We start from the raw sequence: 26,192 nt of genomic DNA, 5'->3' as shown, positions 1-26,192 counted from the left end.
ATCGTGAAGGGCGGACTGCAACGCACGATTCACTCGAGCGCAAAACAATCCGCCTCACGTGCACGAATCAGGCGCTGTAGAAGGCGGCGATCTTCTCATTCACCGCGCGGAGACGGTGGGAAATGGTGCGGCCGACACCGATGAGCAGCCAGGCGGCGGCACGCGGGTATTCGTTGATGTAACTTTCGAGGGTGGTGCCATCGATGCGCCAGACCTGGGAAAACTCGACAGCGGTCACGCTGGCGCTGGCAACATTGGGGTCGAGCAGGTTGATTTCGCCGATGGTTTCCCCCTTTTGGATGGAGCCGAGGAGGACTTTGTGGCCGCCGCGCATGGCGGTGGCGTGGAACTTGCCGGAGACGACGAAAAAGAGGCTGTTTTGCTGCTGGCCTTCCTCAATCAGGTGCTGACCCGGCTGCACTGGAAGGAATTCACCGTAGCCGCTGAGAATGTCGCGATCCTCATCACCAAGAGGTTCGAGGATGCCTTGGGCTGGAAGCTTGGGAGACGAGAGGGAGCTCATAGAGAGTGAATGGGATGAATTAAGCGGTCTTTTTTAAGCGGAGATGCCCAGAATGGCAAGCACGCTGAGCGAGAAGCCACGGAATCCCCCCCTGCAACACTGAAATTGTGACATTTGACGGAAAGGGCGCGATCCAGCTTTTTCACCCACTGTGGTCGTTCACATCTGCGAAGTATGTACATCCTAAATTTTGCTGGATTTCCAAGGGCCCCGGTTCAGAATCAACGCCTCACTTCAACCAGCCACCCAGACCCTATCCATGTCCGACTCTTCCTCCTCCAAATGCTGCGGCAGCCTCAGTTACGATTTTGCACATCTTCTGCTCCGTCTTTGGGTCGGCATGCGCCTGTTCATGGCAGGCCTTGACAAGTTTCGCTGGGGCAACGGACCAACGGTGAGCTTTGGTCTGGACAATTATTCGAAGAAAACCGGGCCGCTGGCCAAGCTGATGAGCGACAACAGCTTCATGCCGCAGTGGGCATGTGACGCATTCGCAGCCACCATCGGCTACATTCTTGTGCCCGTCGGCATCTGGGTGGCGATTGGCATTTGCACTGAGTTTGGCCTGCTGGCCGCCGGTCTGGTCTTCCTTTCCCTGGGTCTGGGACTTGCCGCCCTGCCGGATGACACGGAAGTGGTGAGCAACATCGGTCTTTCCATCCTGATCGTGGCCGCCGCGCTGGTGACCTCGAAGGCGAAAACCTTCTCGATCGACGGCATCCTTGGCCGCAAGAAGGCATAACCACGACTTCACGTCGTCATTGGCAGTGAACCCACACGCCTGATTGCACCTATGAATTCCCAGCCTCCCTCCCCTTCCCCAGCGCCACTGTCCCGTTTCATGGACCGTCGCGGCTTCCTCCGCACCAGTGCTCTGACGAGCAGCGGAATCTATCTCGCCACCAGCAAGAGCGCGATCGCGCAAGCGACTGAAAAAGGCCGCACGATCAAGTGCGCGCTCGTCGGCTGCGGTGCGCAGGGCAACGCGCTCCGCGTGGCCTCCAAAGACGTTCCTGGCATCCAGTGGGTGGCCATGTGCGACATCTGGAAGTTCTCCATCGCGAAGACGCGTGGCGGCTTCCTGGGTGAGAACAAGCATCAGGTGGAAGGCGAGATCAAAATCTACGAAGACATCAACGAGATGCTCGACAAGGAGCCGTCCATTGAGGCCGTCTTCATTGCCACGCCGGACTTCATGCATGCCCCGTATTCGCGCCTCTGCCTTGAGAAGGGCAAGCACGTGTATTGCGAGAAGATGATGAGCAACACGATCGAGGGAGCACGCGACATGGTGCGCGCCGGCAAGGCGAACCCCGGGATCTTCCAGATCGGCCACCAGCGCCACTCCAATCCGCGCTACATCAACCTGCGCGACAACGTGATCAAGCCCGGCAAGATGCTCGGCCGCATCACCCATGCCTATGCGCAGTGGAACCGTGGTGTCTCCGGCAGCGCCCCGCAGGGTGCGGTGAAGGGCTATGAGATTCCTCAGGATGTGCTGACGAAGAACGGCTACGGCAGTCTTGAGGAGTTCCGCAACTGGCGCTTCTTCAAGAAGTATGGCGGTGGTCCTCTCTCCGACCTCGGCGCGCATCAGATCGACATGTTCAACTGGATGTATGAGTCCACTCCGGTGTCGGTCATCGCCTCAGGCGGCGTGGATTACTTCGATGGCACGGAAGGCCGCCCGAAATTCGAGCTGCCCGACAACATGATGTGCATCTACGAATTCAAGACCCCTGCCGGTGCTCTGCGCGCCTACTATCAGGTGCTGACCACCACGGGTTCCCAAGGTGCGTATGAAAAGCACATGGGCATCGGTGGCACGGCGATCATCTCCGAACTCGACACGAACGGCAACCAGCTCTACGCCGAACCCGGCCAGGACTGGGAGTCATACGCCCTGGGTGAGAACCCGCCCATCATGAAGGCGGCGGACAAGGCGAAGAACAAGTTCTGGGAACATCCCCGTGACTGGGAAAAGCCGAAACCGCCGTCTTACGGTGCCGTCAGCGTGGCCGACGTGCGCGAGAGCAAGGCCCTCTCCCAATGGGAGCTGGCCCGCAAGCTCAAGGTCAAGCCGCACACGCCGCATATCGCGAACTTCATCGAAGCTGTGCAGGCCAAAGACCCCGCGCACCTGACTTGCAACGTCGAAGCCGCCTTCCGGTCCTGCGTCACGGTGCTCAAGGCCTACGAGGCCACCGCTGCGGGCGGCAAGTACATCTTCAAGCCCGAAGACTTCCAGGCGTGATCTGCCGCGGAAATTCAACATTCACTCAACCTCCAGCCAAGTTCCCCATGAAAAACACCCTCCACATCCTCACGGGCCTCGCGCTCGCCCTCAGCCTTGCCTCCTGCGGCAAGAAAGAAGAAACGAAAGCCGCCGCCGCAGCCCCAGCCGCTCCTGCTGGTGATCTTGTCGAGATCGCGCTCGAGTTCCCGAAGCCCATGTTCATCGGCACCCCGGTGCCTGCTGAGCTGCCGAACCTTGAGAAGGCCGACCCAAGCAAGGTCGTGAAATCCATCATGGTCCCGAAAGGCACCACCAACCTTGCCAAAGGCAAGCCAGTCACCAGTTCTGACAGTGCGCCGATCATCGGTGAACTCAGCCTCGTGACCGACGGCGACGCCGACGGTGCTGACGGCTCCTTCGTGGAACTGATGCCCGGCAAACAGTGGGTGCAGATCGATCTCGGCGCCGAGTCGAACATCTACAAGATCGCCATGTGGCACTACCACAAGCAGGCCCAGGCCTACATCGACGTGGAAGTGCAGGTGTCCGACGATCCTGAGTTCAAGAAAGGCGTGACCACTCTGTGGAACTCCGACCACGACGACTCTTCCGCCATGGGCAAGGGCAATGACCCTGCCTACGTGGAAACCAACCATGGCCGCGTGATTGACGCCAAGGGCATCAAGGCCCGCTATGTGCGCCTCTGGAGCAATGGCAACACCAGCAACGACATGAACCACTACTGTGAAGTTCAGGTCTATGGCACGCCTGCCAAGTAAGCTGGTCTGACAGAACTGATTGAATTAGAACCGCCGTGCAGCGCTGCTGCACGGCGGTTTTTTTGTGGTGTGGGGAGGCGTGGGGATTGCGGTGCTTTTCCGAAACTGGGTGAAGCCGGGACTACAGTACGTGCGCTGGGTTTTAGACCATCAGCAACTGAAAAGGGGTCTGTGCGGACCCGAGCTGAGGGGCGGTAAAACAGAGCTGCGTCCGTCGGATTGGGACATGGTGGCAGTCGGCCCAACCACTGCGCTTGCCTTTCCACACTCCAGGGACGGCGCACCTTTTTGAGCGCCCGCGATGCCATAGACCCGAATCTTCGGACCCGCACAGCGGTTCCCTACCAGCGCTGCGGCATGCGCTTGTCTTGCATGGCAAGGATGCGCCGGGTGCTTCCTTGGAGGTGAAACTGCCTCCACGTGGTTTCAAACAGAGGGGGGTGACGTGCGGAGCTACGGACCTGTATTCAACAGATCATGGTATTAGACATCCACGACTTTGCCGGCCTGGGCTTGGGCGGCCTGCCATTCCTGGTAGCGCTCCAGTTCGCGCTGCACGAGTTTCAAACAGAAGGCGACGATGGTGGCATCGTCGAGATAGCCGACGCCGACAATGACGTCTGGGACGACGTCGGCAGGATTGAGCACGTAAAGCAGAGCCAGGGAGACTGCGCTGATGGCCCAGTACGGGATCTCGCGATAGGAACCCGCCCAGTAGTCCTTCACCATGCTGAGCATGATCTTCGTTTGCTCGAAGACTTTTTTGAGCTTGGGCAGCTTGCTCTCGATCTCCTGCGCGCGCTGGTTGACCTTGGCTATGTCCAGATCGTGATCGCCATTGGTGGGAGTGTTCATAGGGAAAAATAACCAACGGCGTTTGTGAAGTCCAGTGTGCAGTGATAGCGGCTTGGTGGATGCAGGGCTTGAACATGAAAGGCCAATGACAACGCAGTGTCGCTTCTGAAGGACAAAAAGGACGGAAGCGACCTCAAGGACATCGTTTCCACGAGAGCCAGATGTTTTGCCGCTGCTCGTGCGTCAACTCCAGGTGGGATGTGAAGATTCTGCTACGTGAGCGAATTTGACATGTCTGCCACTGTCCGAATCATCCACTCACCCATGCCCGCTGAAAAAGCTCAGCCTACTGCCACCGAGGCGATTGAATTTTTGACCCGTGAACTCATCGAGTGCGGGCGGGATTTTCATCATCGCGGCTGGTCGCTGGGCACGAGCAGCAATTACAGCGTGGTGACTGACCGTGAACCGCTGACGCTGCTGATGACTGGCAGTGGTTTCGACAAAGGACGCCTGCAGCCCGACCAGTTTGTCATGGTGGATGAAAACGCGCAGTCATTGGAGGGGGATTTTCCGAAGCCTTCCGCCGAGGCGCTGCTGCACACGGTGCTGGCGAAACACGGCGCGGGCGCGGTGCTGCACACCCATTCGGTGGCCGCCACGGTGCTGAGCGAGCATTTTCTGAAGGACGGCGGGCTGCGGATTGCGGGCTATGAAATGCTGAAAGGGCTTGCGGGAATCGGCACGCATGAGTCTGAGGCATGGATCGAGATTTTCCCCAACACGCAGGACATTGCGGCGCTGGCGACGGTGATTGATGCACGACTGCAAGATCCTGCGGGCGTGCTGCGCCATGGCTTTCTGATGGCGGGCCACGGCCTTTACACCTGGGGGGAGAACCTCGCGGCGGCGCGGCGGCAGATCGAGGTGCTGGAGTTTCTCTTCGAAGTCGTCACACAGAAGCGTTTGCTCTTCGGCTCGTTTTGAGGAGCACTTGTCCCATGGCCTACCTCCGCATTCCTTCCGCAGACCGAGTGATCGAGGATGCGGACAGCATCCGCCGTTTTCTTCTGCCCCACGGCATTCATTACGAACGCTGGCCGGTGGCGGGGCGGATCGACCGCGACGCCACGCAGGAGGAAATCCTGACGGCGTATGCACCTGAGGTGGAGGCCCTGAAAAAGAGCGGCGGCTACATCGCGGCGGATGTGGTGAACGTGACCCCGGATGTGCCGAATCTGCAGGAGATGCTGAACAAGTTTAACCAGGAGCACCGCCATGCGGAGGATGAGGTGCGCTTCATTGTGAAAGGGCACGGCATCTTTTACATCAATCCGGAAAATGGGGACCCGGTGTTTTCCATCGAGATCGAAGAGGGTGATCTCATCAATGTGCCTGCGGGCACGAAGCACTGGTTTGACCTGTGTGCCGACCGCACCATCCGTGCGATACGGCTCTTCCGCGAAAAGGCTGGATGGACGCCGCTGTATACCGGTGACGCGATTGCCAGCGGGTATCAACCGCTGTGCTTTGGGCCCAATCCCATCGCCGCCAAAGGTTTCCGTATTGAGCAGGCTGCGGCCATCGCCGCATGATCACGTTTGGGGGCAAACTGATCCTGCTGGACATCGAGGGCACCGTCTCGCCACTGGCATTTGTGCATGACGTGATGTTTCCGTATGCGCGGCAGCATGCGGGCAGTTACCTCGTCAGGTATTGGGGGACGGTGCTGATCGCACAACTGGCACGTGATGCAGGTGTGGCCGCCTTTGCTTCACCTGCCGAGGCTGAGGCGGCGGTGCATCGGCTGATGGAAGCGGACGCCAAGGTGACCGGTTTGAAGCAGCTGCAGGGCATGATCTGGGAGGAGGGATTTCGCAATGGGGAGCTGCGAAGCCGAATCTTTGATGATGTGCCGCTGGCGCTGGCAGGGTGGTGTCAGAAGGGGCTGGATATTCGCATCTACTCCTCCGGCAGCATCCAGGCGCAGAAGCTCTTCTTTGCGCACACGAAGCGCGGGGATCTCACCATGCACTTCACAGGCTACTACGACACCACGACAGGTTCCAAACGCGAAAGCGCGAGCTACGAAGCGATCGCGGCGGATTGCGGCCTGCAGGCGGAGCAGATTCTCTTCATCAGCGATGTGGTGGAAGAATTGAATGCGGCGCGAAACGCAGGCATGTTCACGGCGCTCGCGATACGGCCTGGAAACAAACCGGTGCCGCAGCACGACCATCCTGCCATCACCTCCTTCGCCGAAATATCCATTGCATGAACATTCACGGACAGCCTCACCGCTCCATTGAAGCCGAGCACTCGACACGGAGCGCACGCATCATCGATCAAACCTTTCTGCCGCACCAAGTGGAATGGCGTGATCTGCAGACGATGGAGGATGCGGCCGAGGCCATCCAAGTGATGCGGGTGCGTGGTGCGCCACTGATTGGTGCGACGGCTGCGTTTGGCCTGTACTTTCCGCTGCGCGATGATGCCACGGATGCGGCGCTGCAACGGGCGTATGAAGTGCTGCATGCCACGCGACCCACGGCGATCAATCTGCGCTGGGCGCTGGACCGGGTGAAGCGTGCTGTGGCACCGCTCGATGTTGGACAACGTGCCGAAGCGGCGTGGAATGAGGCGCTGGCCATCTGTGAGGATGACGTGCGGACGAATTACGCCATCGGCAAACATGGGCTGGAATTGTTTCGAGCGATTCAAGCGAAGAAGGCCGATGCCTCTGCGCCGCTGAATGTGATGACGCACTGCAATGCGGGCTGGCTGGCGACGGTGGACTGGGGCACGGCGATCTCGCCCATTTATCAGGCACATGATGCGGGAATGAACGTTCATGTGTGGGTGAGTGAGACGCGCCCACGCGGCCAGGGGGCTTCGCTGACGGCCTTTGAACTCAAAGAGCATGGGGTGCCTTATACTTTAATTGTCGATAACAATGCGGGGCATCTGCTGCAACGCGGGCTGGTGGATGTGGTCATCGTGGGCACGGACCGTGTGACGGCGCATGGGGATGTGGCGAACAAGATCGGCACCTACCTCAAGGCGCTGGCGGCGAAAGCGCATGATGTACCGTTTTACGTGGCCACGCCGGTCAGCACCATCGACTGGACGATCACCGACGGCATTCGAGACATCCCCATCGAGCAGCGCAGCGCCCGGGAGGTGACGCACATGCCTGGATTGAATGCGGCAGGGGTGCGTGAGGAGGTGCTGATCACCCCGGCGGGAACTCAGGCGCGCAATGATGGCTTTGACGTGACGCCAGCGGCCTTGGTGACTGGCCTGGTGACGGAGCATGGGACTTTTGCAGCCAGCGCCGAGGCATTGCAGCAGCTGCAGGCTTTGATTTGAGCCGGAGGAGGCCCCCGTTTTTTTTTAAGTTTGGGACGTCATTTTGTGAACGGCCTGCGATTCCTTGGGGTCTGTTTCACGAAACCAAGGAGATCATCGCATGAATCGCTGCCTTACGAGTATGTTGACGGGATGGGCGTTGCTCATCGGAACTTCGGGTGTTTTGGCGCAGCAACCAGCGCCTGCCTCCAGAGCGATCATCGTCTTTGATGCATCGGGGAGCATGTACGGCCAAGTGCCGGGCGGAGTGAAGATCGACATCGCGAAGAAGGTGGTGAGCGACATTGTGGGCTCGATTGATCCGAACATGGAGCTGGGGCTGATGGCCTATGGACATCGGAAAAAAGGTGACTGCGAGGACATTGAACTGCTGGTGCCGCCGCAGCCCGGGAGTTCGGCGGCGATCTTGAAAGCGGTGGCCGGTTTGGAACCGAAAGGCAAAACGCCGCTCACGGCAGCGGTGATCCAGGCGGCGAAGTATTTGAAATTTGAGGAGGCCAAGGTGTCCGTGATCCTGGTCAGCGACGGGGTGGAGACCTGTGACAAAGATCCCTGCATGGCCGCGGAGGAACTGGAGCGCCTGGGGATCGATTTCACCTGTCATGTGATCGGGTTTGACCTCAAGCCAGGTGAGTCATCCGGGCTGGAGTGTCTGGCGAAAAAGACCGGCGGCATGTACCTTGCGGCCAAGGATGCGGCGTCGCTGAAGACTTCGCTGGAAGCCGCGATGAAGCAGGTGGCGAAGCCGGTGACGACGCTGGTGGTGGAGGCGAAGAAGTCCTCGGGCGGGGCCTTGATCGAAGGCGTGAATTTTCAGGTCTTTGCGGAGGGCGGCGGTGAAAACGCGATCGCCAAGGGGAGCGGGGGGCATTGGAGCACCGAGCTGCCGAAGGCGGGCAAGTACACCCTGAGCGCCAAGCTGGGGGCGAAGTCGCTCGAACTTAATCTGTCAGTGAAGGATGGCGAAACCGTGACCAAGGAAGTGGTGTTTGCCGAGACCGGATTGAAGGCGGTGGCCTATGACAAAGAGGGTGGCGTGGCGTTTGAAAGGGAGGTGAGCTGGGATCTCTTCGGGCCGGCGGACGCTGAGGGAAGTCGCGCCAAGGTTTCGTTCAGCTATGAGGCGAAGCCTTTCCTAAAGGTGGCTCCCGGCACCTACCTGCTGACTGCGGTGCGTGGCAATGCCACGGCCAGCGTGAACGTGGAAGTGAAAGAAGGCCCTGCGCAGGAGGTGAAGGTCATTCTTGGCAGCGGCAATCTCAAACTCAGCGCCATCAGCGCCGAAGGCCAGCCGCCCATCGCCAAAGATGTGAGCTGGGACCTTTTCTCCCCACCCGATGCCGAGGGCCAGCGCAAGAAGCTGGGCTATAGCTACAAGGCCCAGCCCAAGATGACCCTGCCCTCCGGCCCGTGCCTTGTCGTGGCCACTTACGGCAACGCCAAGGGGCAAAAAGAGATCGAAGTCAAAGCAGGAGAGACGCAGGACGTTGTGGTCCTGCTGGGCAGCGGCAAAGTGAAACTTTCGGTCGTCATGGAGGAAGGCGGCACGCCTGTGGCGAAGGATGTGAGCTGGGATGTGTTTGGCGAAGCGGATGCGGAGGGCAACCGCCCCAAGGCCGCCTACAGCTATGAGGCCCAGCCCACACTGGCGCTGCCTGCAGGCAAGTATGAGGTGGAAGTGGTGGTGGGCAATGCGAAGGGCAAGGCGCAGGTGGAGATCAAGGCCGGAGCCACGGTGGAAAAGGTGGTGTCGCTGGGGGCTGGAAGGGTCAAGCTTTCCGCACTCACCACGGAAGGTGCGGAAGCGCTTTCCAAAGATGTGACGTGGGAGATTTTTGGCGCTGCTGATGCCGAAGGCAACCGGACCAAGGCAGCCTACAGCTATGATCCGCAGCCCGTGGTGAGCCTGCCTGCCGGGAAATACGAGGTGCAGATGGAATGGGGCAGCGCCAAGGCGAAGCAGGAGATTGAAGTCACTGCGGGCAAGCTCAAGGAGGTCCCGATCATCATCAATGCGGGAACGCTGGCCCTCAGCGCCAAGATGGCCGAAGGTGCCGACCCGGCACCTGAGGGGCTCAACTGGGAGGTGTTTGGCGAAGCGAATGCAGAGGGAGAACGGCCCAAAGCCAGCTACAGCTACGATGCCCAGCCCAAGATCCACCTTAAAGCCGGCAAATACCTCGTGGTGGTGACACGTGGTGCTGCGACGGCCCAGACTGAGATGGAAGTGCTGGCGGGCAAGATGAGCACCCAAGCCTTGATCCTGAACGCGGGCACCCTGAGCCTCAGCTCCAGCACGCCCGGAACCTGGGAGATTTTTGGCGCGAAGGATGCCGAGGGGAACCGCAAGAAGCTCACCTATTCCTACGATGCGAACGCCAAGCTTTTCATTCCCGCAGGCAAGGTGCTGGTGACGCGCAGCGAAGGTGATAAAAAAGCAGAAAAGGAAGTGGAGGTCAAAGCGAATGCCCTGACCGAATTGACGCTGGATGCGAATTAGTGCTCCGATTTAGGCTTTTGCAGCATTCGACTTGTAATGCATGCCGCATCACAGACGATATGCTTCCAAATTATGAAACACACCCATCTCATACTGATCGGGCTGCTCGCGGGCAGCATGACATCCTGCAAAAAGACTCCGGAAGGAACGAAAGCCGCCGAGGATACGAAGAAGGCGGCAGAAGCGGTGAAGGAGGCGGTCAAATCGAACGCTGACGCTGCAGCCAAGGACTTGGAACTGGCCAAAGCTGCGGCTGAAAAGAAGGCTGCCGAATTGAAGGTGGCCGCAGAAAAAGAAGCCGCAGCCCTCAAGCAGGCTGCGGAAAAGAAAGCTGCTGAAGCAGCGAAGGCCGTGGAAGAAGCGGCTGCGAAAGCGAAGGCGGCGCTGACACCGGCACCGGCACCGGCACCGGCACCGGCTGCTCCTGCGGCTCCTGCAGTCCCGGCTGCGCCAACACCTCCTGCTGCACCGGCCACGCCGCCGGCAGCGCCTGCGGTGCCGAAATGATCGTCATTTCAGCATGAATCAAGCGAGAGCGTCAGGGGATTTCTCCTGACGCTCTTTTTTGTGGGGATGGACTGGGCCAGTCTAGGGCCGCCGCTGTGGTGAAGCGGGGTGCCTTGCAAGCGCTGCTGGTTGCCGTGGAGTGCGGCGGAGTGCTGGATTTGCTTCCCGGATCTGATGGCGGAAACCCAGGATCGCCTCGCTGAGGCTCAGCTGACCCTGGGCTATGTTCCGCAGCACCTTTGGTGCTGGTGTGAAGCGGAGCGGCCACTGTCATGGCGCGCTTTTCAGAAGATCTATGTATGCAAAGAGCTCTTCAAAAACAGCCGAGGATCACACGGCCTTCGGGACTTCGAAGCCTGGGCGATATTCGCGGGTGAGGAGGGCGAGGGCTTCGGGGGTGGCGGTGTCACCGATGAAGGTTTCCTTGGCGACATCGATTTCCAGCATGGGGCCCATCTTGATGTCGAGCTTGGAGGCATCGAGTTCGTTTTTGATGAGGTGCTGGTGGAAATCGGCGATGACGTCATTCCAGGGCTGGAAGTCTTTCACGGCAGCCTCGGCTTGTTCGCGATTGTACTTCTGACCGAGGCGGTAGGAATTGTTGGCGAGGTGGCACCAGGCGCTGGAGAAGTGGATTTTTTCCACTTCGCCTTTCAGGTCCTCGGATTTGCGGCTGCGGATGGCGTCGATGAAATTGGCGGCGTGGTTTTTGCCGCCGTCGCCTTTGAAGATGTGGAGCTTTTTGCCTTCGGAGTCGAAGGCGGTGCCGCCGCCGCGGCTGCCGGTGTAGTAGCCGCCTTCGCATTCGATGATGAGGAAGGCGCCGGTGCGGCGGCGCAGATACACGTCGGGAGCCTTCACTCCTTTTTGGCGTGGCAGGTTGTGGAAATCCACGATGACCGGAATGCTGCCGGTGTCCATGTAGGCGAAGTGGGTGTTGGGAGTCTCGCCGGCATCATCCCAGGCAAAACGTCCGCCGCCGGCGATGACGCGCTTGGGCAGAGCGACCTTGTCACGGAAGACGACATTGCGGAGGTCATCGAGGATGTGGGGGCCCCAGTTGCCCATCTCGCCGTTGCCGGTGTTCCAGTTCCAATGCCAGTCGTAGTGGAATTTTTCGCGGTAGATGGGCTCATCTTTTGCAGGGCCAAGCCAGAGGTCGTAGTCCACCGTGGCGGGCGGCGCGAGAGGCTCTGCGCGTTTGCCGATGGAAGCACGCATGCTGTAGTGATTGCAGCGCACGTATTTGATCTTCCCCATGGTTTCGGCATCGAGGAAGGCTTTGATTTCCTCCTGCAGAGGATCGCTGCGCTGCTGGGTGCCGCCTTGCACGATGCGGTTGTACTTGCGTGCGGCTTCGACGAGCTTGCGGCCTTCCCAGATGTTGTGAGAGACGGGCTTCTCGACATACACATCCTTGCCTGCCTGCATGGCCCAGATGGAGGCGAGGACGTGCCAGTGATTGCCGGTGGAGACGACGACGGCGTCGATGCTCTTGTCCTCCATGACCTTGCGGAGGTCCTGGGTGGTCTTGGCATTTGGGAAAACTTTCTTGGCTTTATCCAAAGCTGCTGTGTCGGGATCGCAGAGGTAAGCGATTTCCACGCCGGGGACCTTGGCCATGCGGCCGGCATTGCCCAAGCCCTGGCCACCGAGGCCGATGGATGCGATGCGGATGGTGTCATTGGCTCCGAGCACGCGACTGGCTGACAGGGCGGTGAAGGCGAGCGCGGACCGGGAGATGAACTGGCGGCGTGAGGTCATGGTGAGGGCTGGTTGAGTGCAGTTCTGTCAGAATGATCAACGGCACGCAATCATTTCTTTAAACTTGGCGCCGCCGACGAGGAAGAGGCCGCCAGAACTGCTGCCATGCTGCTGCATGTCGGGGTTTCTTCAAGGAGATGGGGGGATGCGGTTGCTACTGGAGTGCGAGGCGGGCGGTGATCTTTCGCTCTGGCGCGGGGAAGAGCGAGGGGGGCTTGCGGGGTGCTGCGGAATAAATTCCGCGCTCCAAAAAAAGAGGCCGCATTGCTGCGGCCTCTTCGTGGTTTTGATTGTTGCGGATGAGGCTTAGCCCACGTCTTCAGCAGGGGCGGCGTCGCCAGCGGCGGCGGCGGCGTCCTTCTCCTTCATGGCGGCCTTGCGGCTCATCTTGATGCGGCCCTTGTCGTCGATGCCGATGCACTTGGCGGTGACGATGTCGCCGGTCTTGACGACGTCTTCGGTCTTGTTGACGCGGAAGTCGGCGAGTTCGCTGATGTGGATGAGGCCGTCCTTCTTGCCACCGAGGTTCATGAAGGCACCGAAGTTTGTGGTGCTGACGACGCGGCCCGTGTAGAGCTTGCCGACTTCAATTTCCTGGGAGGTGCCGCTGATCATTTCGACCGCGCGCTCGATGCCTTCCTTGCGGCTGGCATAGACGTACACCGTGCCGTCGTCCTCGATGCTGATCTCAGCACCGGACTCGGCCTGGATGGCCTTGATGTTCTTGCCGCCAGGGCCGATGAGCTCACCGATCTTGTCAGGGTTGATCTTGATGATCTCGATGCGCGGGGCATACGGGCTGAGAGGCTTCACTTCAGCGATGGCCTGGGCCATGGCGGAGAGAACCTGTGTGCGGCCTTCCTTGGCCTTGACGATGGCTTCTTCGAGGATGCTCAGAGGGAGGCCGGGGAGCTTGAGGTCAAGCTGGTAGCCGGTGACGCCTTCGGAGGTGCCGCAAAGCTTGAAGTCCATGTCGCCGAAGTGGTCTTCGCTGCCGATGATGTCGAGCATCGTGAGGTAGCGCTTCATGTTGTCGCCTTCGAACTCGGTGACGAGACCGACGCTGATACCACCGACGGGGCGCTTGAGCGGCACGCCTGCATCGAGGAGGGCCATGACGCCGGAGCAAACGGAGGCCATGGAGGTGGAGCCGTTGGACTCCATGACTTCGCTGCTCACGCGGATGGCGTAGGGGAAGACTTCCTTGGCTGGGATGACAGGCTCGATGGAGCGCTCTGCGAGGGCACCGTGGCCGATTTCACGACGGTTCTGACCACCGAAGCGGCCGGTTTCACCGACGGAGAACGGAGGAAAGTTGTAGTGAAGGATGAAGCGCTTGGATTCCGGGCCACCTGCGTAGGTGTCCATTTCCTGGGCTTCGTCTGCTGGAGCGAGGGTGGCGATGGAGAGAGCCATCGTTTCGCCACGGGTGAAGCTGGCGGAACCGTGAGTGCGGGGAAGCACGGAGGCTTCGCCGGAAAGCTGGCGGAGCTGATCGATGCCGCGGCCGTCGCAACGGTTCTTCTTGTCGAGGATGGAGATGCGGAAGGCTTTCTTCTGGAGGTAGTCAAAAGCCTGGCTGACTTCGAAGCCGGTGGCTTCCGGGAACTTGGCCTTGATGGCTTCAGCGACTTCGTCCTTGAGAGCGCCGACGGCTTTGCCGCGAGCCACTTTGGAAGGGGTGTAGAGAGCGCCTTCGATGCGATCGCCAGCGACTGCGTAGGCGATTTCGAGGAGTTCGTCTTTGACGAGCATCAGAGGAACTTCGCGCTTGGCCTTACCGGCGAGCTTGGTGAGTTCTTCCTGGGCGACGACGAGCTTGGCGACTTCAGCCTGGGCGAAGTGGAGGGCTTTGACGAACTCGGCTTCTGGGAGTTCGTTGGCGGCGCCTTCGATCATGACGACTTCGGTCTTGTTGCCGACGTAGACGAGGTCGAGGTCGCTGTCGAGGCGCTGGCTCTGGGTGGGGTTCACGACGAACTCACCATTGATGCGGCCGATACGGACGGCACCGACCGGGCCTGCGAAGGGGATGTCCGACACGCAAAGAGCGGCGGAAGCGCCGTTCATGGCGCAGATGTCCGGATCGTTTTCGCCGTCAGCGCTGAGGAGGATGGCGACGACCTGGGTGTCGTAGTAGTAGCCTTTCGGGAAGAGCGGACGCAATGGGCGATCCGTCATGCGGCAGGTGAGGATTTCCTTTTCCGTAGGGCGGCCTTCGCGCTTGAAGTAACCGCCGGGGAAGCGGCCTGCTGCGGAGGCTTTTTCCTTGTACTCAACGGAGAGAGGGAAGAAGTCCTGGCCTTCTTTGACTTTCGTCGCGGAGACAGCGGTGACGAGGACGATGGTATCGCCGAGACGCACGGTAACGGCGCCGTCAGCAAGCTTGGCAAACTTGCCGGTTTCGATTTCGAGGGTACCAGCACCGAGCTGGATTTTTTGTGTATGAATGGCCATAGGTTGGCTTGTGTTGTTTGTTTGGTTTGGGTGAAAATATCATCCAGGCTTCAGCCCGACGGTGGTACGGCAATGCGTACCATGCAGCATGAACATCGGCTGTGCCGACATGCGTGTAGAAGCCTGCAACAGAAAAAAGGGGGCGATGTTCGTGACATCACCCCCTCGTGAAATTCTGTTAGCGGCGGAGACTGAGGCTCTTGAGCAGCTTCTGGTAGCGCTCGTTGGCGGTCAGCTTGAGGTAATCAAGCAGCTTGCGACGACGTGCGACCATCTGAAGAAGACCGCGACGTGTGGAGTGATCTTTCTGATGCGTGCCAAGGTGCTGCGTCAAATCGTTGATTCGCTTCGTCAAGAGGGCCACCTGGACGTCGGCGCTGCCGGTGTCTTTTTCGTGGATCTTGAAGGAGGTGGAATCGATGGTGGTTGCTTCGCTCATGGTTCGTTTTAATGGCCGGACAACTTGTCAGGCGGTGGGATAATCTGGGATGTGGGGCCGCGAAGGAACCATAAACGCTCTTTTTGGCAAGAGGAAGTTTGAGGGAAGATGGGGAAGTTTGCGGTTTGCCGGGGGAGTTTACGGTTGTTTACAGTGGTTAACGATTATTGACGGTGGTTGGCCGGAGCTGGGAGGGGGCTCCAAACTCCAGAATTTGGCGGCAGGTATTTTCAGGCCACTTGCCAGCGGGGGGATTCGCATCCACTAAAAGCCCCCCTTCCCCACCATTCATGTCACGTACGTACAACCTCGCAGTCCTCCCCGGAGATGGCATCGGCCCTGAAGTCATGGCCGAGGCACTCAAAGTCCTCGACGCCGTCGCAGCCCGCTCCGGCCTTCAATTTAACTACAACCACCAGCTTGTCGGTGGTGCGGCCATTGATGCCGTGGGCAAGGCTCTTCCACCCGAAACCATCGCCGCATGTGAAGCGAGCGACGCCATCCTGTTTGGCTCTGTCGGGGGTCCTAAATGGGAAAAGTTGCCGCCCAATGAGCAGCCTGAGCGCGGTGCGCTGCTGCCGCTGCGCAAGCATTTTGGCCTCTTTGCCAACCTGCGACCTGGGATCTGCTACCCTGCCCTGACTTCTTCTTCGCCAATCCGTCCGGATCTGGTGGAAGGTGGATTCGATGTGCTCTGTGTGCGTGAGCTGACCGGCGGCATGTACTTTGGCCAGCCGAAGAGCCGCACGACGCTGCCAGATGGCGACATCGAGGTGATCGACACGATGGTTTATAAGAAGAGCGAGATCGTGCGGATCGCTCATGTGGCTTTCAAGGCGGCGCAACTGCGCCGCAAGCATGTGACCAGCGTGGATAAGGCCAACGTGCTGACCAACTCCGTGCTCTGGCGCGAGACGATGGTGGAAGTGGCCAAGGAATATCCGGATGTGACGCTGGCCCACCTCTATGTGGACAATGCCGCGATGCAGCTGATCAAGGCTCCGCGGAGCTTTGACGTGCTGGTGACGGAAAACCTGTTTGGTGACATCCTCAGCGATGAGATGGCGATGATCGCCGGCTCGCTTGGGATGCTGGCCAGTGCAAGCCTTGGCAAGCCAAAGGGTGACGGGCTTTACTTCGGTCTGTTTGAGCCTTCCGGTGGTACAGCTCCGGACATCGCGGGCATGGGCATTGCGAATCCGATCGCGCAGATTCTTTCGGTGGCGCTGCTGCTGCGCTTCTCGCTTGGGCTGGAAGCCGAGGCTTCGAGCATTGAGTCGGCGGTGAAGAAGGTCATCGACAGCGGCCTGCGCACTGGTGACATCTTCAGCGGTGCTCCTGGCACGAAGAAGGTGAACACGAAGGAGATTGGCGAAGCGATTATTGCGGCGCTTTGAGGTGATTATCCGCCGAAGAATTCCGGCCGGATGTCGCGCGAGGAATGCAGTACACGAATGACTTCAATACCGGTCTCGCCAAGAGACCGGTAGAAGACAACATAATCCTTGAGCGGCGAACTGCGTAATCCGGCAGCAAGCTCGGGGCGTGGACGCCCGAGACCATTGTGAGCTGCGAGATGCAGCATGTGTTCATTGAGTTTGATAATCCAGCGATCTGCATGCAATTCACTGTCCTGCGCGATGTAACTCCAGATTTCCTCCAAATCGAGGATGCTCTGGTGCGAGCGGATGGCCTGCAGTGGCATTACGCAGTGGCCTGTGAGAGTTGACGCCGAGATTTCATTTCACTCAGGAAATGATCGACATCAAAGTCAGTCACGACCTCGCCTCGTTCGATTTGATCTATGCCAACCTGGATGTCCTTGCGGAGGCGCTCGAGTTTGATGCGATCAAGCTCGTGCTGATCGCGAAACGAATAGAGAGCCTGGGCAACAAGTTCATTTGGCCCGGCAAAATCACCCGCAGCGACGGACGCTTGGATGAAATCGCCGAGTTCCACAGGCACGTTGACGGCAAGCTGGGTCATGGTTGAGAATACTCGTTCCAGTGATCAGGGTCAAGATCCACCGCACGCCAGCGCTGCTATCCATTCACCACGTTTACAGGCTTGCCAGCGAGGAAGGATTTCAGGTTTGCGGCGGTGATGTCGATGAGGCGGGCGCGGGATTCGCGGCTGGCCCAGGCGACGTGAGGAGTGATGAGGCAGTTTTTGGCGGTGAGGAGCGGGTTGTCAGCTTTGGCGGGTTCAACGGAGAGGACGTCGAGTCCGGCACCGGCGATGCGGCTTTCGTTGAGGGCTTTTGCCAATGCGGGTTCATCGACGAGAGGGCCGCGACCGGTGTTGATGATCATGGCTTCGCGTTTCATCAGATTGAGCGTGCGCTCGCCGACGAGGTGCTTGGTGGCATCGGTCAGCGGGCAGTGAAGGCTGATGACGTCGGACTGGCGGAAGATGTCGTCGATTTCGGCGGCGGTGACACCGGCAGGAGGGGTTTCTTTCCAAGTGCGCTTGGAGGCGAGGACCTTCATGCCGAAGGCGACGGCGATGCGCGCGACGGCGCTGCCGATTTCTCCGTAGCCGATGATGCCGAGGGTGCGGCCGGAGAGTTCGATGATGGGGTGATCCCAATACGCGAAATCGGGGCATTTGACCCAGCCGCCGGCTTCCACGCTCTTTGATGCGTGGCCGACGTGATTGGTCATTTCCAGCATGAGGGCGATGACGTGCTGTGCGACGGCGGGGGTGCTGTAGCCGGGGACATTGGTGACGACGATGCCGTGCTCTTTGGCTGCGACGACATCGACGATGTTGAAGCCGGTGGCGGTGACGCCGATGTATTTCAAATCTGGCAGCGCCGCGATGATTTCGCGGGTGAGAGGGGCTTTGTTGGTGATGACGATCTCGGCTCCGGCGCAGCGGGCGATGGTTTGATCCAGCGGTGTGCGTGGATGCACCTCGCAGGCGGCGATGGCTTCGAGGGGCTGCCAGGAGAGGTCGCCAGGGTTTGCGGTGTGGGCGTCGAGAAGAACGATTTTCATGAGCGGGAGACCCTATGCCGACGATTTGGCGGTGCTCCACTCAAATTCGCCGCAGGAGAATGCCGCCGAGCAGCATTCCCAGAGCGCTCCAGGCGAACCAGTGGCCGACAGGCTGGAGCTGTTTTGCGGGCGCGAGTCCGGCGGTGATGGTGGCGGTGTCGTATTTGGCGAGGGCGAGCAGGCTTTCCGGCGTTTTGCCATTGAGGCGGTATTCGGCGGGATAGGGTGCCTGGTAGTGCTTTACTTCGAGCTTGTCGTGATCGCGGTCATGCATGCGGAGGCTGAGGTGCTTGCGCGTGCCGATGGGGATGCGGGCTTCATAGCGACCGAGGCCGGTTTCGCGGATGGTGACGTCCTGGGTGTTGCCGTTTTCATCGAGCGATTGGGCATTCCAATGGATGCCGGAGACGGGAGCGCCGTCGTCGCCACGGCGGTCTATTTTCATGATCCATGCGCCGTCGCGGATTTCGCCGCGTGATTCCATGCCTTCGACATCAGCTTTGCGAAGAGCTCCGCGCAGCACCTGGGCCCAGAAGCGGCCGCAGCCGTCCCAGGCGAGCCATTCGCCGCCCCAGATTTCGGTGAGGTCACCGGTGTAGGCGAGACCGATGCCGAGGCCGAAGCGGCCGACGGCGAGGAGGGGATCGCCATTTTCTGCGCCGAGGAGCACCTGGGCTGCGGGCTTGGCTTCCGTCATGACGTAGCCGAGCACGACGGGGAGGCCTTCGGCTTCGTAGCCTGCGAGCATGGGATGCTCGGTGATGCCGATGTGGGTGAAGACGCCTTCCTGCACGGCGCTCTTGGAGGCTTGAGTGGTCTCTTTGGTGAAGATCTGCGGGAGTGTTGCGGGATCGTTGCTTTCGTAATAGCGGCCTTTGCCGGCTTCGGCGATTTGCGCGAGCAGTTCACGCGCAGCGCCTTCGCCGAGGCCAACGGTGGAGACGGTGACGCCGCTGTCCACGAGCTGCTGCACGAGGCCCATGTGGTCTGCTTCTTGAGTTTGGCCATCGGTGAGGCAGATCATGTGTTTTACTTTGGCGGTGGTGCGCTCCAGCATGTCCTTTGCCGCCACCATGCCGGTGTACATGAAGGTGCCGCCGCCTTCGGCGATGGAGTCGATGGCGGCCTGGATGGTTCCCTGCTGTGAGGCGGGGGTCATTTCGCAGACAATTTGGGCATCGCCATCGAAGGCTACGACTGCGATCTGATCCTGAGGGCCGAGGAGTTCGGCGGCGCTCTTGGCGGCCTGGCGGGCCATTTGAAGTGGCAGGCCGGACATGGAGCCGCTTTTGTCGATGACGAGGGCCATGGCGAGAGAGGGCTTCTCTTTTTCTTTTTCGAAACGTGAGACGAGTGGGAGGACTTCTTCGACGGGGGATTTGTAGTAGCCGCCGAGACCGAAGCTGTTCTCGCTGCCGGTCATCACAAGGCCGCCGCCGAAGTCGGAGACGTAACTGCGAAGCAGGCTCATCTGGCGTGGGGTCATGTCGGTGGCGGACATGTTTGCCAGAACAATGGCATCGAAGGAGAGCATGTCTTCCATGCCTTCAGGGAGACCGCGCTTGCCGCGAAGATCGACATCGAAGTCCTGCTCTTTGAGGGCGCGGATGAAGGGGCGCATCTTTTTCTCGTCCTGATGGATGACGAGGATGCGGGGCTTGCCACGGACGGTGATGGTGGTGGTGGCCTGATTGTTGATGGGGAAGTGATCGCGCTCGGGGATGATTTCGGCGCTCCAGACGCTGGGGCCTGGAGTGGTCATTTCGGTGTCGAACCAGACTTTGGCATCTTCGCCGGGCTTGAGAGCGACGGTTTTCTCCTGCACGGCGACGCCTTTGTTGAGGAGGCGGACGCGGGAATTCATGGGCTGATTGGCCATGACGCGCGCGGTGAGGCGCAGGACTTCGCCATGGAATGCGAAGGGAGAGGTGCTTTCGAGACTGACGAGAGCGGCTTCGGGTTCGCTGAGGGTTTTGAGGGTGGCGAATTTTACGTCCACGTCTTCGTGGCGGAGTTGTTCGAGGGCTGCGTCAACGCCGTTCTCGGTGTCGATGCCGTCGCTGAAGATGATGAGGCGTTTGGCTTTGCCTGCTGGAAATGCGAGTCGGGCGGCGAGCAAGGAATCACCGAGGCGGGTGTGAGAACGGAAGGCATCGTCTGCGACGCCTTTGGTCCAGTCGTCGAGCATCTTGGTGAAGTCGGGGAACTTTTTGTCGCGCAGGCCGTTGGCCATGGCGAAGAGGGAGTGGGTGTCTTGAGGACGCAGAGCTTTCAAGCCGGCCTCGATTTGTTTGAGAGCGTCTTTGGCTGATTCAAGATCGACGGATTGGGAGACGTCCACGAGGAAGACGACGTGGGCTTCGTCCGTCTCCTCGCCTGCGTACGGCTGACATAGGGCGAGGGCGAGGAGGATGACGCCGAGGACGCGGAGGGCGAAGGAGGTGATCTTCAGGCCTGAGGGGCGATCAACGAGGGAGCGCCAGTATCCGTAGCCTGCGATGAGGAGCAGGAGGAGCCAGAGGAGAGGGGTGAAGGTGGTGAAGCTCATCCGACCTTCCTCCTGTCGTAAAGGATGGACTCGCCGACGAGGACGCCGAGGGCGAGGACGAGGAGCCAGTAGCTGGGGGCTTCACCGCTGGCGATGGGCTTGACGCTTTCTTTGAGAGTGTCGTTTTTGAGGAGGCTTTCTTCGGGTGAGACGAGTGAGGTGGCGAAGGTCCATGAGTCGGTTTCGTGGAAACCGGAGGTCAGCATGGGGCCGTAAGGGGTGGGATCGGCGCGACCGGGGACGCGTGCGCTGGAGCCGGTGGGCAGCGTGGCAGGAGGCATGTCTTCGCGATGGGTGAGATGCGCGGCGGCGTTGTGAATGAGGACGGGGAACCAGGCGCTGAGATAGAATTGAGCGGCGAGTGGATCGAGATTTACGACGCAGACGGTTTGAGCGCCCTGGCGCATGAGATAGATCAAGGGTGGGCCGGATTCGTCAGCGACGAGAACGACTGCACCGGTGGGGGCGGTGATTTGACGGGCACCGGCGAAGGTCATGGTTTCGGCGTCCAGATAGCGGAGCAGAGGATGATCTTTGGCGAGGACCTTGGGGACGGGTGCGGCGATTTCGTTGCCGACTTTGGACCATACGGTGGATTCGCCGGCAGGCTGGAACACCACGGTGCTGATCTCGGCGGGAACTTTGCCTTTGCTGAGCATGAGCTGGGCGGTCTTGGTGTCCTGCGCGAGGGAGAGGAGTTGATCGCTGCGCTCGAAGGCGCTGACGGCGTTTTGGAAGAAGAAGGGATCGTCTGCCATGACACCGACGGGCACGGGCTGGCGAGGTGGGACGTAGAGGAAGGCAGAGTTGTCGCTTTCCAGGGCATCGTCCAGACCGAGCGTGGCTTTCCAGCGGCCGGAGGGGGCATCGTCGAGAGTGAGGGTGACGGCGGCGTTTTCTCCGGGTAGCAAGGTCACTGGGATGATTTTGACCAGCTTGTTGGAATCGACATGCATGAGGGTGATGTCGGTTTTCACAGGCTCGGTGAAGGAGGAGACGGGCAGGATGAAGAGGCCGAGACGAGCGGGGCCGCCGGGTACGCTGCGGAGATCAGCGCGAGCGATGCCGATGTTTTTTGCGGCGTCGGTGATGCGCAGCACTTCGACGTTGGGAAGACGGTCGGGGGCATCGAGGCAGCCGTCGGTGATGAGCAGCACGCGAGTGTCCTTCATCCATTCGTCGCCGGGTTGGAGCGCGCGCAGGGCTTCGACGCGGGATGGGAGTTCGGTGGGCTGGATGGAGTCCACGGCTTCCAGCAGGGCTTTGCGATGACGCGTTGGATGTTCGAGCATGCGCGTCACTTCGGCAAAAGAAGCGACTGCGGCGCGCTGGGTTCCGTTCATGCCGGCGATGAGATCACGTGCGCGCTGCTTGGCTTTTTCGAGGCGCGTGGTGGTGCCGTCTTTGGCGGACATGGAGGCGGAATGATCCACGACGATGAGGAGGTCCTTGCGTTCATCTCCGGCGAAGTCTGGCTCCGCCAAGGCGAAAGCGATGGCGGCAAAGGCGAGGGCCATGAGCAGCAGGGAGAAGACATCGCGCAGGCGTTTGAAGAGAGCGGAGGCTTTCTTCTCGGTGAAAATCTTCTGCCAGAGGAAGAAGGCGGTGACCGGCTTTTTGCGCGGTCGAACTTTGAGGAAATAGATGGCCGCGAGCGGTGCGAGGGCCGCCAGGGTCCAGAGAAATGCCGGGGCGAGGAAGGTCATGTGACGAGACCTCCGCGACGCAGCAGGTCTGTGATGACGGACTCAAACGACACGTCGGTGTTGGTAGAGAGAAAGCCGAGGCCGCGTTTGGCGCAGGCCTGCTTCAGACCGAGGTTCCATTCGGCCACGGCGTCTTCGTAAAGCTTGGCTTCGCGCGGGGAGATGGTGACGCGTTCGCTGCGGCCGGTTTCGACGCATTCGAGAGTGACGTCCCCTTTCCACTCGCAGCGGAGGTCGTTGTCGTCGAGTGTTTGCAGGCAGAAGACTTCGTGCTTGTGCCATTGCAGGCGGCTGAGGCCTTCCTCATAGCCACCGGGGAGAAGGAAGTCCGAGATGACGCAGACGAGGCCTTTGCGACGGTGACGGGCTTCGAATTCGCGGGCGCAGGCGTTGAGATCGGTCTTGCCGCCGAAGGTTTGCGCAGCCTCCAATGAGCGCAAAAGTGGGATGACTTGATTGCGGCCGCGCGAGAGTTCGAACAAGGGCTGCAAGCGGTCTGCGAGACCGTAAACGGCGAGACGGTCCAGGGTGTTGAGCGCGATGTAACCCAGAGCGGCGGCGAGCTGCTTGGCGTAGGCGTGCTTGGAGGCCATGGAGGGGCTGCAATCGATGAGGAGGTAGATGGTGGCGTCTTCCTCCAGTTCGAAGAGCTTGATGAGCAGTGACTCGAACTTGGCATAAACGCGCCAGTCGATGCTGCGGTAGTCATCGCCGAGGGAGTACTGGGCGTAATCGGCGAAGGTGATGCCTGCGCCTTTTTTCGTGCTGCGACGATCCGACTGCAACGAACCGCCCAGGATCTTGCGTGCTAGCAAGTAGAGGGATTCGAGGCGGCGGATGAAGGCTGGATCGGTCAGGGTCATGCCTTCACCTTTTCGATCACGTCAGCGATGACTTCGTCGGTCTTCACGCCTTCGGCCTCGCCTTCGAAGGAGAGGAGTATGCGGTGACGGAGAGCGGGAGTGGCGGCTTTGGCGATGTCTTCACGGGCGACGTGGTAGCGGCCATCGAGGAGAGCGCGCACGCGGGCGGCGGCGAGGATGGTCTGGGCACCGCGTGGCGAGGAGCCGTGGCGCACGTATTTTTTCACGCGATCGGTGGCATTCACATCGGTGGGATGGGTGGCGCGAACGATTTTGACGAGGTAGTCCTGCACGCTGGCCTCGAGAGGAACTTCGCGAACGACCTGGCCCATTTGCAGGATGTCATCGCCGGTAGCGACGGCGTTGATTTCCGGGGAGGATTTGCCGCCGGTGCGGTTGAGGATTTCGATGAAGTCACCATGGCTGGGGACGGGCACGTAAAGTTTGAAGAAGAAGCGGTCGAGCTGGGCTTCGGGAAGCGGGTAGGTGCCGTCCTGCTCGATGGGGTTCTGCGTGGCAAGGACGAAGAAGGGAGAGCCTAGATTGTGCGAAGTGCCGGCTACAGTGACGCGTTTTTCCTGCATGGTTTCGAGCAGGGCTGACTGCGTCTTGGGCGTGGCGCGGTTGATTTCGTCGGCGAGCAGCACGTTGCAAAAGACGGGGCCCTGCTGGAACTCGAAGACTTTTTGCCCGCCGCGTTCGACGAGGATTTGAGTGCCGACGATATCTGCGGGCAACAAGTCAGGCGTGAACTGGATGCGTTGGAATTTGAGGTGAAGTGCCTTGGCGAGCGTGTTCACCAACGCGGTTTTGCCGAGGCCGGGAACGCCTTCGAGCAGGACATGGCCACCGCAGATGACGGCACTGAGCACCTGCTCAATGATGTCCTGCTGTCCGACGATGAATTTTGCAACTTCAGCTCTGAGTTTCTCGAACGTTTCCTTGAAGTGAACAACAGCAACGGGAGTTTCGGGCATGAGATTAGAGTGTGGTGAGTGGGTGGTGAGCCAATGGCCAACGGATATGAACTACTTCACTTGGCGGCTGGAGGGGTCGTTTCGTTGCCGACCTGCTGGATGCCTTTGAAGTATTCTTTGACGCCTTCTTTGACTTCGGAGGGCACGTCTTCGCGCTGGATGAAACTTTCGACCTGGCGCTGGAAGGCTTTTTCCTGAAGCGTGGCGGTGCGGGTGGCGCGGCCGCTGCCGCTGTCGGCGGACTCGATGCTGGTGTTGCTGGGGCCGCTGCCTTTCTGGCCGGTGAGCTGATCGCGATTGCCATTGTCCTGAGTGGCGTCGCTTTCAGCACGGCGGCTTTCGACGGTGCCGGAACCGGCCTTTTTGCCGCCGGGTTTGATGCACTGACTTAGGCTCTGGCATTCCTTGTCGCACATGAAGCCCTGGCATTTGCTGGTGCACTGGCCGAGCGAGAGGAGTTTCTTCATCATGTCGCGCTTGGCGGAGGACTGGCACATGCTTTGCGTAAGGTTCTGCAGAGCTTGATTGGCCTGGTTCTGGCAGGACTGACACTGGCTTTGATTTTGACTGGGGTTCTGCTGCTGTTGCTGGAGCTGCTGCTCCAGATTCTGCACGGACTGCTCCAGGGCGGTCATCTGCTGATCCATACTCTGCTGCCCCTGGCTGCCTTGCTGGCCTTGGGACTGCTGCTGGTTTTGACCGCTTTGCTGCGCGTTCTGGTTCTGGCTGGACTGGGACTGATTGCCTTTGCCTTGATTGCCCTGCTGGCCGGTGCGCTGCTGGAAGTTGCGCGCGGCGGCGGCCATGCGCTGGGAGGCGGACTTGAGCCGGGCGAGTTCCTTCTGGGCTTCGTCGGGTTTGCGGACATCGGCCTGGAGCTTCATCTGGCGCAGCTGCTCGGCGGCATGCCGGTAGTTTTGTTCTTCGAGCGATTTGGAGATGGGCTTGAGCTCGGCGGTCTGTTTCATTTCCTGCGCGGCCTTGGCGAGAAGCTGCTCGGTGTCGCGCTGGCTGAGTTTTTGGGCGGCTTCGGTGAGCTTGCGCTCAAGTTCGGCGTACTGACGCATCGCCTCTTTGCGGTCTTTGGTCTCGCGCAGTTCCTTGACCCAGTGGCGCCACTCGTCGGGATGCAGGAGTTCCTTTTCTTCATCGCTGGCGGTTTTGAGAAGTTCCTCGACCTCCTTTTCGAGCTCCTTGTTGATCTCTTCGCTCTTGCTGAGGGTCTCGGTTTCCAGCGCGAGGCGTTCGACCACGATGGGGGAATCTTTTTTGAAGCCCATGACGAAGCAGGACAGAAGCAGGACACCAGCGATGGTGAGCATGCGCCGCGGCCACTGCACTGGAATGCTGCGAGGGGAAAGCGCCTGCACGCGCACAGCGGTGGCCTCGGCCTGCAGGGCGATGAATTCGCCCTCGCGATGCTCGTCACTGAACCCCAGATGGGAACTGATGGCGTCTTTGAGATCGAAGTGTTCATCGGCAATCCGGGCGGCTTTGCGCTGTGAAGCGCGGCCAAACAACCAGGCGGCCAAGGCCATGATGGGCAGGGCGACTGCCGCCGCGATGTAACCGCTGGCGGGCACCGCGTAACCACGGAGCACCCAAACCAAACACCACAGGCAAAGAGCGGAGCCGATGACGAGTAGAGAGCCGCAGAACGCCCGGACGAGCCAGGCGAGATCTAAACGTGCTTTCACAGCTGACAGAAACGCGAGGATTCGATCGTGAGC

Annotated in this window: 23 protein-coding genes; 11 read left to right on the top strand and 12 right to left on the bottom strand. The window is 60.0% G+C overall.

Annotation, left to right across the window (positions count from 1 at the left end):
- Positions 1-67: 67 nt before the first annotated feature.
- On the bottom strand, positions 68-523 hold the full coding sequence (locus AC24GY_RS03355) for a Crp/Fnr family transcriptional regulator (RefSeq protein ID WP_422322895.1): 456 nt from the start codon (positions 521-523) through the stop codon (positions 68-70).
- A gap of 259 nt (positions 524-782) precedes the next feature.
- On the opposite strand from AC24GY_RS03355, the gene AC24GY_RS03350 reads away from it, so the two are divergent.
- From AC24GY_RS03350 to AC24GY_RS03340, 3 genes are all read left to right on the top strand, one after another.
- Positions 783-1,265, top strand: coding sequence for a hypothetical protein (locus AC24GY_RS03350; protein WP_422322893.1), 483 nt, complete (start codon positions 783-785; stop codon positions 1,263-1,265).
- A gap of 99 nt (positions 1,266-1,364) precedes the next feature.
- Positions 1,365-2,777 carry a Gfo/Idh/MocA family protein gene (locus tag AC24GY_RS03345; RefSeq protein ID WP_487680278.1) on the top strand — a complete coding sequence of 471 codons (1,413 nt, stop codon included), beginning with the start codon at positions 1,365-1,367 and terminating at the stop codon, positions 2,775-2,777.
- A gap of 47 nt (positions 2,778-2,824) precedes the next feature.
- Complete coding sequence (locus tag AC24GY_RS03340; protein ID WP_487680276.1) at positions 2,825-3,538, top strand: discoidin domain-containing protein; 714 nt, start codon at positions 2,825-2,827, stop codon at positions 3,536-3,538.
- 483 nt (positions 3,539-4,021) lie between these two features.
- On the opposite strand, the gene AC24GY_RS03335 is transcribed toward AC24GY_RS03340, so the two are convergent.
- Positions 4,022-4,393: a YkvA family protein gene (locus tag AC24GY_RS03335; protein WP_422316517.1), complete on the bottom strand. Its 372-nt coding sequence runs from the start codon at positions 4,391-4,393 to the stop codon at positions 4,022-4,024.
- A gap of 231 nt (positions 4,394-4,624) precedes the next feature.
- Here AC24GY_RS03335 and mtnB point away from each other — a divergent pair, with 231 nt between their 5' ends.
- The 6 genes from mtnB (at position 4,625) to AC24GY_RS03305 (ending at position 10,709) form a co-directional block, all read left to right on the top strand.
- Positions 4,625-5,320, top strand: a complete 696-nt coding sequence (gene mtnB / locus AC24GY_RS03330; RefSeq protein WP_487680274.1) for a methylthioribulose 1-phosphate dehydratase — start codon at positions 4,625-4,627, stop codon at positions 5,318-5,320.
- Positions 5,321-5,334: 14 nt separating this feature from the next.
- Positions 5,335-5,928, top strand: coding sequence for a 1,2-dihydroxy-3-keto-5-methylthiopentene dioxygenase (locus tag AC24GY_RS03325; RefSeq protein ID WP_487680272.1), 594 nt, complete (start codon positions 5,335-5,337; stop codon positions 5,926-5,928).
- Complete coding sequence (gene mtnC, locus AC24GY_RS03320) at positions 5,925-6,611, top strand: acireductone synthase (protein WP_487680270.1); 687 nt, start codon at positions 5,925-5,927, stop codon at positions 6,609-6,611. The genes AC24GY_RS03325 and mtnC overlap by 4 nt, the downstream gene beginning before the upstream one ends.
- Entirely contained in the window at positions 6,608-7,702 is a 1,095-nt protein-coding gene (mtnA, locus tag AC24GY_RS03315) for an S-methyl-5-thioribose-1-phosphate isomerase (RefSeq protein WP_487680268.1), read from the top strand. The genes mtnC and mtnA overlap by 4 nt, the downstream gene beginning before the upstream one ends.
- A 100-nt stretch (positions 7,703-7,802) precedes the next feature.
- Positions 7,803-10,202, top strand: a complete 2,400-nt coding sequence (locus AC24GY_RS03310; protein WP_487680266.1) for a vWA domain-containing protein — start codon at positions 7,803-7,805, stop codon at positions 10,200-10,202.
- A 72-nt stretch (positions 10,203-10,274) separates the two neighbouring features.
- Entirely contained in the window at positions 10,275-10,709 is a 435-nt protein-coding gene (locus tag AC24GY_RS03305) for a hypothetical protein (protein WP_487680264.1), read from the top strand.
- A 330-nt stretch (positions 10,710-11,039) separates the two neighbouring features.
- Here the strand turns inward: AC24GY_RS03305 and AC24GY_RS03300 are convergent, their stop codons facing one another.
- The 3 genes from AC24GY_RS03300 to rpsO all read right to left on the bottom strand — a co-directional run bounded on the left by AC24GY_RS03300 (position 11,040) and on the right by rpsO (position 15,369).
- Positions 11,040-12,473: a Gfo/Idh/MocA family protein gene (locus AC24GY_RS03300; RefSeq protein WP_487680262.1), complete on the bottom strand. Its 1,434-nt coding sequence runs from the start codon at positions 12,471-12,473 to the stop codon at positions 11,040-11,042.
- 306 nt (positions 12,474-12,779) lie between these two features.
- Complete coding sequence (locus AC24GY_RS03295; protein ID WP_422321978.1) at positions 12,780-14,930, bottom strand: polyribonucleotide nucleotidyltransferase; 2,151 nt, start codon at positions 14,928-14,930, stop codon at positions 12,780-12,782.
- A gap of 178 nt (positions 14,931-15,108) precedes the next feature.
- Positions 15,109-15,369: a 30S ribosomal protein S15 gene (gene rpsO / locus AC24GY_RS03290; RefSeq protein WP_397382009.1), complete on the bottom strand. Its 261-nt coding sequence runs from the start codon at positions 15,367-15,369 to the stop codon at positions 15,109-15,111.
- Positions 15,370-15,659: 290 nt separating this feature from the next.
- Here rpsO and leuB point away from each other — a divergent pair, with 290 nt between their 5' ends.
- Positions 15,660-16,766 carry a 3-isopropylmalate dehydrogenase gene (leuB, locus tag AC24GY_RS03285; protein WP_487680259.1) on the top strand — a complete coding sequence of 369 codons (1,107 nt, stop codon included), beginning with the start codon at positions 15,660-15,662 and terminating at the stop codon, positions 16,764-16,766.
- Positions 16,767-16,771: 5 nt separating this feature from the next.
- On the opposite strand, the gene AC24GY_RS03280 is transcribed toward leuB, so the two are convergent.
- Positions 16,772-17,074: a type II toxin-antitoxin system RelE/ParE family toxin gene (locus AC24GY_RS03280; protein WP_487680257.1), complete on the bottom strand. Its 303-nt coding sequence runs from the start codon at positions 17,072-17,074 to the stop codon at positions 16,772-16,774.
- 50 nt (positions 17,075-17,124) lie between these two features.
- On the opposite strand from AC24GY_RS03280, the gene AC24GY_RS03275 reads away from it, so the two are divergent.
- A complete protein-coding gene (locus AC24GY_RS03275; RefSeq protein ID WP_422321975.1) occupies positions 17,125-17,361 on the top strand; it encodes a hypothetical protein in 237 nt (78 codons plus the stop codon).
- Between the two features lie 50 nt (positions 17,362-17,411).
- On the opposite strand, the gene AC24GY_RS03270 is transcribed toward AC24GY_RS03275, so the two are convergent.
- From AC24GY_RS03270 to AC24GY_RS03245, 6 genes are read right to left on the bottom strand one after another with little or no spacing between them, the layout of a single operon-like run.
- Positions 17,412-18,368, bottom strand: coding sequence for a D-2-hydroxyacid dehydrogenase (locus AC24GY_RS03270; RefSeq protein WP_487680255.1), 957 nt, complete (start codon positions 18,366-18,368; stop codon positions 17,412-17,414).
- 40 nt (positions 18,369-18,408) lie between these two features.
- Positions 18,409-20,916 carry a VWA domain-containing protein gene (locus AC24GY_RS03265; protein WP_487680253.1) on the bottom strand — a complete coding sequence of 836 codons (2,508 nt, stop codon included), beginning with the start codon at positions 20,914-20,916 and terminating at the stop codon, positions 18,409-18,411.
- Entirely contained in the window at positions 20,913-22,622 is a 1,710-nt protein-coding gene (locus AC24GY_RS03260; RefSeq protein ID WP_487680251.1) for a vWA domain-containing protein, read from the bottom strand. Before AC24GY_RS03260 ends, AC24GY_RS03265 begins: the two co-directional genes overlap by 4 nt.
- Positions 22,619-23,485, bottom strand: coding sequence for a DUF58 domain-containing protein (locus tag AC24GY_RS03255; protein ID WP_487680249.1), 867 nt, complete (start codon positions 23,483-23,485; stop codon positions 22,619-22,621). The genes AC24GY_RS03260 and AC24GY_RS03255 overlap by 4 nt, the downstream gene beginning before the upstream one ends.
- Entirely contained in the window at positions 23,482-24,462 is a 981-nt protein-coding gene (locus tag AC24GY_RS03250) for an AAA family ATPase (RefSeq protein WP_487680247.1), read from the bottom strand. The genes AC24GY_RS03255 and AC24GY_RS03250 overlap by 4 nt, the downstream gene beginning before the upstream one ends.
- Positions 24,463-24,518: 56 nt before the next feature.
- Complete coding sequence (locus tag AC24GY_RS03245; protein ID WP_487680245.1) at positions 24,519-26,159, bottom strand: hypothetical protein; 1,641 nt, start codon at positions 26,157-26,159, stop codon at positions 24,519-24,521.
- Positions 26,160-26,192: the final 33 nt, after the last annotated feature.

It is taken from the genome of Prosthecobacter sp. Pr1 (assembly GCF_057652315.1).
The sequence above is the reverse complement of the archived record's forward strand: the minus strand, read 5'-3'. Positions and strand labels throughout refer to the sequence as shown.

Coding starts and splice junctions, on each gene's coding strand:
- AC24GY_RS03260 (WP_487680251.1), bottom strand. CDS start 22,622: ATGACCTTCCTCGCCCCGGCATTTCTCTGGACCCTGGCGGCCCTCGCA.
- mtnB (WP_487680274.1), top strand. CDS start 4,625: ATGTCTGCCACTGTCCGAATCATCCACTCACCCATGCCCGCTGAAAAA.
- AC24GY_RS03345 (WP_487680278.1), top strand. CDS start 1,365: ATGGACCGTCGCGGCTTCCTCCGCACCAGTGCTCTGACGAGCAGCGGA.
- AC24GY_RS03300 (WP_487680262.1), bottom strand. CDS start 12,473: ATGACCTCACGCCGCCAGTTCATCTCCCGGTCCGCGCTCGCCTTCACC.
- AC24GY_RS03335 (WP_422316517.1), bottom strand. CDS start 4,393: ATGAACACTCCCACCAATGGCGATCACGATCTGGACATAGCCAAGGTC.
- AC24GY_RS03310 (WP_487680266.1), top strand. CDS start 7,803: ATGAATCGCTGCCTTACGAGTATGTTGACGGGATGGGCGTTGCTCATC.
- AC24GY_RS03270 (WP_487680255.1), bottom strand. CDS start 18,368: ATGAAAATCGTTCTTCTCGACGCCCACACCGCAAACCCTGGCGACCTC.
- mtnC (WP_487680270.1), top strand. CDS start 5,925: ATGATCACGTTTGGGGGCAAACTGATCCTGCTGGACATCGAGGGCACC.
- AC24GY_RS03255 (WP_487680249.1), bottom strand. CDS start 23,485: ATGACCCTGACCGATCCAGCCTTCATCCGCCGCCTCGAATCCCTCTAC.
- mtnA (WP_487680268.1), top strand. CDS start 6,608: ATGAACATTCACGGACAGCCTCACCGCTCCATTGAAGCCGAGCACTCG.
- AC24GY_RS03340 (WP_487680276.1), top strand. CDS start 2,825: ATGAAAAACACCCTCCACATCCTCACGGGCCTCGCGCTCGCCCTCAGC.
- AC24GY_RS03355 (WP_422322895.1), bottom strand. CDS start 523: ATGAGCTCCCTCTCGTCTCCCAAGCTTCCAGCCCAAGGCATCCTCGAA.
- leuB (WP_487680259.1), top strand. CDS start 15,660: ATGTCACGTACGTACAACCTCGCAGTCCTCCCCGGAGATGGCATCGGC.
- rpsO (WP_397382009.1), bottom strand. CDS start 15,369: ATGAGCGAAGCAACCACCATCGATTCCACCTCCTTCAAGATCCACGAA.
- AC24GY_RS03325 (WP_487680272.1), top strand. CDS start 5,335: ATGGCCTACCTCCGCATTCCTTCCGCAGACCGAGTGATCGAGGATGCG.
- AC24GY_RS03265 (WP_487680253.1), bottom strand. CDS start 20,916: ATGAGCTTCACCACCTTCACCCCTCTCCTCTGGCTCCTCCTGCTCCTC.
- AC24GY_RS03295 (WP_422321978.1), bottom strand. CDS start 14,930: ATGGCCATTCATACACAAAAAATCCAGCTCGGTGCTGGTACCCTCGAA.
- AC24GY_RS03275 (WP_422321975.1), top strand. CDS start 17,125: ATGATCGACATCAAAGTCAGTCACGACCTCGCCTCGTTCGATTTGATC.
- AC24GY_RS03280 (WP_487680257.1), bottom strand. CDS start 17,074: ATGCCACTGCAGGCCATCCGCTCGCACCAGAGCATCCTCGATTTGGAG.
- AC24GY_RS03305 (WP_487680264.1), top strand. CDS start 10,275: ATGAAACACACCCATCTCATACTGATCGGGCTGCTCGCGGGCAGCATG.
- AC24GY_RS03350 (WP_422322893.1), top strand. CDS start 783: ATGTCCGACTCTTCCTCCTCCAAATGCTGCGGCAGCCTCAGTTACGAT.
- AC24GY_RS03250 (WP_487680247.1), bottom strand. CDS start 24,462: ATGCCCGAAACTCCCGTTGCTGTTGTTCACTTCAAGGAAACGTTCGAG.